The following is an 8,211-nucleotide window of genomic DNA, read 5'->3' as shown; positions in this document are numbered from 1 at the left end:
GAGGAGCCGGGCGAGGAACCCGACGTCCCCGAAATCCCCGCCGACCCCGCGCAGTGCGAGGAGCCTCGACCGTGATGGACTTCCTGGGCAGAGGCACAAGGTATCCGCTCCGGTTCGGGGCCGCCGGCGGCGTGGCCGTCTCCGAGGGCGCAGGCACCGAGCACGCCCACATCCACGAGAGCATCTGGCAGATCCTGTCGACGCGGCCCGGGGAGCGATTCTTCCTCCCGGAGTTCGGCTCGCGGCTGCCGGAACTCGTGTTCCAGCAGAACGACGTCGTCTTCAAGGCGCTGGCCAGGCAGTTCATCATCGACGCCATCCAGCGCTGGGAGAAGCGCGTCGTCATCGAGGGGGTGGGATTCAGCGACGACCCGCTCGTGACCGATCGCAACGTCGCCATCATCCGGCTCGACTACCGCATCATCCGCACCCAGGTGCGGGGCAACCTGGTCTATCCCTTCGTCCGCGAGGTGTAACGCATATGGCCAAGGTCCGCGTCAACTACACGAACAAGGACTACGAGGCCGTCCGCCAGGAACTCGTCCAGCGCATCCCGACCATCACCGACCGGTGGACGGACTTCAATGAGAGCGACCTGGGGATGGTTCTCTTGGAGCTGTTCTGCGGCCTCGGCGACATGCTCCTCTTCTATCTTGACAACCAGGCGAACGAGGCCTATCTCCCCACAGCGCGCCAGCGCCAGAACGTGATCCACCTGACGAACCTGGTCAACTACCGCCTCGACCTCCTCGTGGCCGCCACGACGACGCTCTACTTCCGCCTGGCCGCGGCGCTGCCCGGGCCGCTCACCATCCCCAAGCACACCCGCTGCCGCGCCACGACGGACCAGGGGAACGTCGACTTCGCCACGGCAGAAGACCTCGCCATCGCCGCAGGCGCCCTCGACGGCATGGTCGGCGCCGTCCAGGGCGTCCCCAGCGAAGAGGGCTTCACCACCGACGGGACGCAGGGCCAGGTCTTCCACCTCGCCGCGAAAGACATCGCCCAGGGCTCCATCGAGGTCTGGGTCGGAGGCGTGAAGTGGACTGAGGTGCGGACCTTCTACGAGAGCACGCCGGCCGACGCCCACTACATCCTGGCGACCGATGCCCTGGATCAGACATCCGTCACCCTGGGGGATGGCCAGTACGGTCTCCTGCCCCCCGGCGGCCAGGCGGTCGCCGCCAAGTACCTCAAGACCCTCGGCGCTGGAGGCAACATCGGCAAGCGCCTGGTCAACGCGCTCCTCGACCCCGTCTACTTCCAGGGCGAGCAGGCCAAGCTCACAGTGACCAATATCCAGGTCGCCTCGAACGGCAACTCACGAGAGCAACTCGACCACGCCCGCAGGCAGGCGCCGGCAGAACTGGCGTCGCTGTGGCGGGCGGTCACGAAGGCCGACTACATCGCCCTCGCCGAGGGCTATCCCGGCGTGGCGAAAGCCCAGGTGCTCGACGTGAACAACTGCCTGAACATGGGCTACTACCACGTCTGCGTCGTCATCGCACCCGACGGCGGCGGCCTGCCCTCGCAGTTGCTGAAGAACCAGGTGCTCGCCTTCCTCAACGAGCGGAAGCTCCTGACTGTCACCGTCCACGTGAAAGACCCCGTCTACGTTCCCATGAACATCGACGCGGACATCTACGTCCTTCGCAACTACGACCGCTTCGAGGTCCTCGACGTCGTGCTGGGGAAGGTCCGCGACACCCTCGCCTTCGACAACGTGCGGTTCGGGCAGGACATCTACTTCTCCGACCTCGTCGCCCTGATCGACGGTGTCGAAGGGGTGAGCCACGTGGTGATGCGCCGGCCCACCAGGGACATCTCCATCGCCGCGGGCGAGCTTGCGGTCGAAGGCACCACCAACATTACCGCGCTCTACGTGACGGAGTGACGATGGGCTACTTCGAGGACAGATTGCCCGCTCTCCTGCCGCAAGTGTATCGCTTCGAGGACAACGGCGACCTGCGGGACTTCCTCCGCGTCTTCGCGCCCACGCTCGACTGGCTCAAGGCCAAGATCGACGACTTCCCCGTCCTCTGGGACCTCGACCGTGTGCCGGCGGAGTTCCTGCCGTTCCTCGGCGCCCTCGTCGGCTACCCCTACGTCTACACCCGCGACCCCGAGCTTCAGCGGCGGCTGATCAAGTTCCGCATCGAGTTCTACCGCCACAAGGGGACGCGATACTCCCTGGAACGCATCCTCGCCGAGCAGGGCGTCAGCGCGCCCGTCATTGAGAACGAGCCGTGGGAGGGGGTCTACAAGATTCCCCTGGACGAGCCGCCCCTCTGGCTCGCATCGCTCCTCGAGGAAGTCCACCCGGCGGGCACGAAGTGGGTGTTCTACTGCGTCCGCATCTGCTGGGCGACGGCCCCCGTCCCCGAGGCCCACATGGCCCGCCTGCTCGTCATGGCGGCCACGGGATCTGCCCATGCGGACGGCGGCTGTGCCATGAAGGTCACCATCGCAACGGCGGTCACCTCGGCCCCTCAGGGCTTCTGCCTGATGGCCGCCATCACCACCTGACGGAAAGGGTTCCCCCAATGCCCGACAACGCGCTCATCGTGAACAGCGGCAAGGTGCTCATGGGCAAGCTCCTCCGAGGCGAGAGTGTCCAAGGCATCACCCACTGCGCCCTCGGAGGCGGCGACGCCTCCTTCACCGACCCGCTGAACCCGCCGGCCCCCACCCCCGACCAGACGCTGCTCAAGAGCGAGCTCATCCGCAATACGGCCTACAAGTCCTCGTTCCTGGTCGAAGACCCCAACGGCACGATCACCGTGGACGGCGTGGCCTACGCCGAGACGCCGCAGGAGACTCTTGTCATCGGCGTCTTCTTCCGCTACGCCGACTACGAGGCGGCCGACAGGACGATCAAGGAGGTCGGCTTCTTCGGGGGAAACGTCCAGCACGTCGAAGGCGTCACCGGGCCTGTCGCCGAGAACGGCATCTACCATCCCACCGAGAACCCCGACGGCGAGGTCCTCGTCCCCGGCTACCTCTACGAGGTCCGCAACATCCCCGACTTCAGCAAGGGCGCCAACACCATGCTGGAACTCGTCGCCGTCGTGAAGCTGTAGCCGCGGCGCACCATCATGATGATGAGGAATAAGGCACTTCGATGACCGGACCGAAGAACCAGCCCCCCGAGAACGGCCTCCGCAAGGCCCTCGACGTCGAGATCGTCCAGAACCTCCTCGAGGTCGCAGAGCTTCGGGGCGAGATGCGCGCCTCCCTCCAGGCCATCAACGAGAAGATCGACCGCCTCCTCGCCCTCCAGGCCAAGGTGGACGAGCACTCCCAGGCCATCACCCGGCTCAAGACCATATGGTCCCTCGTAGCTGCAGGCATCGCGTTCCTCGCCGCGGCACTGAAGGACTGGCTCTTTGGCGAGAAGTGACACCGCCGACGTGGGGGCCAGAGGGACGTAGCGGCGGCAGGGGGAGGAGCTGTCGCCGCTGTTGCCGTGGCCCCCACGGCCGTCAGTATACCCCGCCAATGCCCTGCGTCAAGCCCGGCAGCCGCTGAGCCGCGGGGCTGCCAGGCCGTCCCCGTCTTGCCCGGGCCGCCCGCGCGCGCACGGCCGCGCCCCCCGCACACTCCCACCCGCCACCTGCCCGTGCCGGAATCCCCCCGCCCCAACCCGCCATCGCCCCATCTTGCGGCCCCATCGAGACTTAGGCAGCCGTAAATCCTTGCAGAATATGCACTTCCGCCGAAGATTCCAGTTGACTGATGTGGAACACTATGCCTATATGTCTGTCGGTGCAAGCAGTTGTCAGCAAAGGAGTTAGAGATGACAGGCAAGCGACGCCGCCCCCTGACCGCCAGAGAGCTGAAGCCCCGCATCCAGCGCCTCTCCTGGGAGCGGCTGACCGAGATCTACCTCACCACCAAGAGCCAGGGCGTCCGCCGGATGATCCAGGCCGAGGCGAGGCGCTGCGGCTACAAGATGAGCGGCTTCATCCTGGCGCAGGCCCTGCGACGCGGGGCGGAAGCGGGAGACTCAAGATGATCGCCACGTGCCCGAAGTGCGGCGGCAAGCGGATCGAGATGTGGCTGTGCGACCGCGACGCGGGTTGCACGGCGCAGCCCAAGTGCGAGAGCCACGAACTGAGGCACCCGCCCCTCCCGTTCGACGCCGGCTACCACGCCCACCGCCGCTGCCTCGACTGCGGCGCAGAATGGGCATCCCCGGACCTGGGCCTCGACCCCTGAGGAGCAGACGATGGACATGCGGGAGCTTCGCTTCGGAGTCGAGATCGAGACGGTCGGGAAGACGCGCCAGACCGTGGCTGAGGCCATCCGCACGGTCGTCGGCGGCGCCGTCCGCCACACCGGCTACCCCTCCAGCTACGACCCGTGGGAAGTGACCGACTCCCGCGGCCGCATCTGGAAGGTCGTTCACGACGCCTCTCTGACATCAGTGCCGTCGCACCTGCGCGCCGAGGTCGTGACCCCCATCCTCACGTACGCCGACCTCGCGGAGTTGCAGAACGTGGTGCGGGCGATACGGAAGCTGGCAGGGAGCAGCTGTGACGGCTCCTGCGGGCTGCACTGTCACGTGGATGCATCCGCCTTCGACGGCCGGGCACTCGCCAACCTCGCCAAGATCTTCTACAAGCAGGAGGAGCTGATCATCCGCGCCCTCGGCGTCACGCCCGAACGTCTCCAGCGCTACTGCCGTCCCACACGGGACGACTTCATCCGCGCCATCGACCGCCGCAAGCCCCGCACCCGCGAGCAGGTCAACAGGCTCTGGTACGGCTACCACAACACGGCGCCGGTTCGGTACGATCCCTCGCGCTACGGCCTGCTGAATCTTCACAGTACATTTTTTCGCGGAAGCATCGAGTATCGAGGGTACCCGGGGACTCTGCATGCGGGTCGCGTGAAAACGGCCGTGCAATTCAGTCTCGCCATCACCGCGAAGGCGCTGAATGCCCGAGCCGCATCGAGCCGCAAGCGCAAGGCCAACGGCCGGAGCGACCGCTACGACCTCCGGGTCTTCCTCCTCGGACTTGGCCTCATCGGCGATGAGTTCAAGACGTGCCGCAAGCACCTGCTCGCGAACCTCGCCGGGAGCGCCGCGTGGAAGAACGGTCGCCCGACCCCGCCTCCCGCGCCGACAGACCCCAACACAGCGCCCGACAGCGCCGCAGAAGAACACCCCGCAACCCCAACTGAAGGAGCGCAGCCATGCTGAGACTCACCATGCGCGACGGCGAGACCTTCGAGGGGGCGACGCCCCTCGACCTCGTCCGCGCCATGAAAGGCGCCTCGATGTTCAGCGACGTGAAGGACGTACTCCACTACGTCGCCATCGTCCAGGAACGGGTCAAGGAGATCGAGGGGATCGAGCTTGCCCTCGCCGGCGAGAAGCTCGACGACCGGTGCGAGTCCTTCGTCCGCGAGCTCGACCGCCTCGGCCTGGCCAAGCTCCAGCGGCTGTCTGGGGCCGACCTCGACAAGGTGGAGCACATGGTCCGCGAGACGGCGAGGCTGCTCAACGCCGGCGACTTGCCTGGCGCGTGGAAGTTCCTGCGCCCCAAGCTCCGCCTCACCCCCGATGAACTCGCCGAGCTGGACCGTCGTCTGGGCCTCGATGCGAAGAAGGAGGATTGAGATGGGCAAGGTGAAAGTGCCCAAAGCCGTGCTCGACGGTCTCGAAGCCGTCCGTCAGTCAGGACTCACGAATATGCTGGATCGCTCCGTCGTCGCCGAGCTTGCGGAGGAGTTCGGCTTCGAGGAGGCGGCGCGCTGGGTCAGGAGCAACAGGAAGCGGTTCGCACGCGGACTCTTCCGAGGCTTCGCGGCTGAGGAGGAGAAGTAGCATGTGCGGACTCACGGGCGTCATCCTCGGCCGCAAGCGCCGGAAACGCGACGAGCTGGTCACCATCCGGACCCTGTTCACCGGCCTCCTCCTGCTGAACCAGAAGCGAGGGCATCACGCCACGGGCGTCGCCGTCCTCCGCAGGGATGGGTCGGCAGCCGTGTTCAAGCGCCCGGTCACCGCGAGCAGCCTGATCCAGGCCGACGACTACTGGCAGGCGCTTCGGCTCGATGACTCGGTGACCGTGGTCCTCGGCCACACACGCTTCAGGACGCGCGGCAGCGAGAGGAACAACGCGAACAATCATCCGCTCGTGGTAGGGCCGAGGGCAGGAACCGCAGCGGGCGCGAGGGGCATCGTGTACGGGACCCACAACGGCACGGTGATCAACGCCGACGAACTCTTCCGCAAGTTCCGCCTGCCGCGGGCCGCCGAGGTAGACAGCGAGGTCCTGTTCCGCATGGTGCGCCGAGCCAGGAATGACGCCGAGTTCAAGTCCATGCTCGCCCTCTGCGTGGGGTCGACCTCGGCGGCATGGGTGCGCGGGGACAAGCCGGAAAGGCTGCGGCTCCTCAAGGGCGACATGCCCCTCGATGCCGCCTACGCGCCGCGCCTCGACGCTGTCTTCTACGCCAGCGAAGCGTGGATGCTCCGCTCCGTCCTCGCCAGGCAGGCGCACTGGGTCATCGGCCTCGACGCCTTCACGCTCTCGACCTTCGACGCCCGTGACCTTCTCGGCTTCACCCAGCAGGACGTCTTCTTCCTCTCTCCCGACGCGATGCTGTCTCCCACTCGGTGAGGAATCCCTCTCGCGCCCCCGTTGACTGGCTGCCCCGCCTTCGGCCTGCCGCCTGGGGCAGTGCCTCTTTGGCCGGAGAGGGCGATAGCTAAGCCGCGGCAAAGGAACAGAGAACGCGGACCCGACCAGACCCAAGGGATCTGCGGAGGCCGCCGCGGGTCCCCAGGCGTAGCTCCTTGCGCCCCGTGAGCCTGTGGCCCCGCCCATGCCGGCGGCTCCCGCGACGCCCTTGCACACACCCCGCGATGGCACCGCCGAAGAAGAACACACCCGCACCGCGGCAGCCTGGCGAAGGGTCGGGCGGAGTGGCAATCCCGCCCAAGCGGCCCTTCCCGGCCATCGCCCCTGTTGATCACTGGGCCGCCCCTGTGGCACCGTGGGCTGCGGACGACCGCCAGATCGATCCCCGGTCGACTGCCGACGCGAACGGGCCCGCAGGGTTGCGCGTTGTCGTTCGCTTTGCATCGCGCCATCGTATAGCGTCCGCGACCAGCGACGACGAGCAGACAGGCCCGCGCTCCACGGTTTGGGCGTGCAGCCCTGTGAGGCCGACCGAACTCTGCGGCGAAGCGCCTGCATCGGCCGTGAGTGAGGACGAGGGGCCGAATTGCATGCTCGTGGGCGGCAGTCTATACTGGTAGCCGGGGAGCCAGGGTTGGCTTGGTGGCGCCGGCACAGCGGATGCGAGAGGGCGTGCCGATGGAACCCGAGCAGGTTCTCCGCTTGTCTTTCGACCGCGGGACACTCCGGCTGGACGGCGCGCGGGAGTCGGACGCCGACCTGGCTCGGGAGACGGGACCGTGGGTTTGGGACGAGCGGATCGGGGCATTCCGGTGCGACGCGATCCACTACGTGCGCGTGCGGGCAGAGCTGTCGGAGCAGTTCCCCGGGCGGTTCGTGGACGAGGTGCCGGTGCCGCCGCACGTGAAGTGGGGCGTGGTGAGTCTCCCACCCCTGCGTCGGGAGCAACAGGAAGCGCTCGACGCCTGGCGGGCGGCCGGCGGCCGCGGGCAGGTCGTCATGCCGACCGGCACGGGGAAGACCGAGGTCGCCCTGGCGGCCATGCGGCACACGAGCGTGGCGACGCTCGTCGTGGCGCCGGTGCGCGACCTGATGTACCAATGGCATCGGCGCATCCTCCGCGGCCTTGGGTGTGATGCGGGCATCCTTGGGGACAACCGGCACAACGTCCGCAGCGTGACGGTCACCACCTACGACAGCGCCTACGCCCACATGGGCGAGCTGGGCGCACGGTTCGGGCTCGTGGTCTTCGACGAGGAGCACCACCTGCCCGGCCCGTGCCGCCGGGAGGCGGCGCTCTTCTGTGCCGCGCCGATGCGGCTGGGCCTGACGGCGACGCCGGAGCGCTCGGACGGCCTCGATGCCGATCTGGCGTGGCTCGTCGGCCCCGTCGTCTACCGTCAGGAGATCCCGCACGCCAAGGGGAAGACCCTGGCGGACTACGACGTGGTGCGCATCCCCGTGGCGCTGACAGACGAGGAACAGGCGCGCTACGAAGACTACGGTCGCCTCGTCAGGTCCTTCATCGCCGAACGGCGGAAGGAGAAGCCCGGCTACG

12 protein-coding genes are annotated in these 8,211 nt (G+C 67.4%); all 12 read left to right on the top strand.

The window, feature by feature from the left end:
- Window positions 1-74 precede the first annotated feature (74 nt).
- Window positions 75-476, top strand: coding sequence for a GPW/gp25 family protein (locus PLE19_23335; GenBank protein ID HPD17882.1), 402 nt, complete (start codon window positions 75-77; stop codon window positions 474-476).
- A gap of 5 nt (window positions 477-481) precedes the next feature.
- Window positions 482-1,894 carry a baseplate J/gp47 family protein gene (locus PLE19_23330; protein HPD17881.1) on the top strand — a complete coding sequence of 471 codons (1,413 nt, stop codon included), beginning with the start codon at window positions 482-484 and terminating at the stop codon, window positions 1,892-1,894.
- 2 nt (window positions 1,895-1,896) lie between these two features.
- Window positions 1,897-2,526 carry a phage tail protein gene (locus PLE19_23325; GenBank protein ID HPD17880.1) on the top strand — a complete coding sequence of 210 codons (630 nt, stop codon included), beginning with the start codon at window positions 1,897-1,899 and terminating at the stop codon, window positions 2,524-2,526.
- 17 nt (window positions 2,527-2,543) lie between these two features.
- Window positions 2,544-3,080 (top strand): hypothetical protein, encoded by a 537-nt coding sequence (locus PLE19_23320; protein HPD17879.1) that lies wholly within the window; start codon window positions 2,544-2,546, stop codon window positions 3,078-3,080.
- A gap of 41 nt (window positions 3,081-3,121) precedes the next feature.
- On the top strand, window positions 3,122-3,400 hold the full coding sequence (locus tag PLE19_23315) for a hypothetical protein (protein HPD17878.1): 279 nt from the start codon (window positions 3,122-3,124) through the stop codon (window positions 3,398-3,400).
- A 396-nt stretch (window positions 3,401-3,796) separates the two neighbouring features.
- Complete coding sequence (locus PLE19_23310; GenBank protein ID HPD17877.1) at window positions 3,797-4,015, top strand: hypothetical protein; 219 nt, start codon at window positions 3,797-3,799, stop codon at window positions 4,013-4,015.
- On the top strand, window positions 4,012-4,218 hold the full coding sequence (locus PLE19_23305) for a hypothetical protein (GenBank protein ID HPD17876.1): 207 nt from the start codon (window positions 4,012-4,014) through the stop codon (window positions 4,216-4,218). Before PLE19_23310 ends, PLE19_23305 begins: the two co-directional genes overlap by 4 nt.
- A 10-nt stretch (window positions 4,219-4,228) precedes the next feature.
- Window positions 4,229-5,206, top strand: coding sequence for an amidoligase family protein (locus PLE19_23300; GenBank protein ID HPD17875.1), 978 nt, complete (start codon window positions 4,229-4,231; stop codon window positions 5,204-5,206).
- Window positions 5,200-5,625 carry a hypothetical protein gene (locus PLE19_23295; protein ID HPD17874.1) on the top strand — a complete coding sequence of 142 codons (426 nt, stop codon included), beginning with the start codon at window positions 5,200-5,202 and terminating at the stop codon, window positions 5,623-5,625. The genes PLE19_23300 and PLE19_23295 overlap by 7 nt, the downstream gene beginning before the upstream one ends.
- Window position 5,626: 1 nt before the next feature.
- Window positions 5,627-5,833 carry a DUF5049 domain-containing protein gene (locus PLE19_23290; GenBank protein ID HPD17873.1) on the top strand — a complete coding sequence of 69 codons (207 nt, stop codon included), beginning with the start codon at window positions 5,627-5,629 and terminating at the stop codon, window positions 5,831-5,833.
- A 1-nt stretch (window position 5,834) separates the two neighbouring features.
- Window positions 5,835-6,632 (top strand): hypothetical protein, encoded by a 798-nt coding sequence (locus PLE19_23285; protein HPD17872.1) that lies wholly within the window; start codon window positions 5,835-5,837, stop codon window positions 6,630-6,632.
- Between the two features lie 699 nt (window positions 6,633-7,331).
- Window positions 7,332-8,211, top strand: an 880-nt coding sequence (locus tag PLE19_23280) for a DEAD/DEAH box helicase family protein (GenBank protein HPD17871.1), incomplete at its 3' end; no start/stop codon positions are given.

It is taken from the genome of Planctomycetota bacterium, from assembly GCA_035384565.1.
In the GTDB taxonomy this organism is placed as follows: Bacteria; Planctomycetota; PUPC01; order DSUN01; family DSUN01; genus DAOOIT01.
The sequence above is the reverse complement of the archived record's forward strand: the minus strand, read 5'-3'. Positions and strand labels throughout refer to the sequence as shown.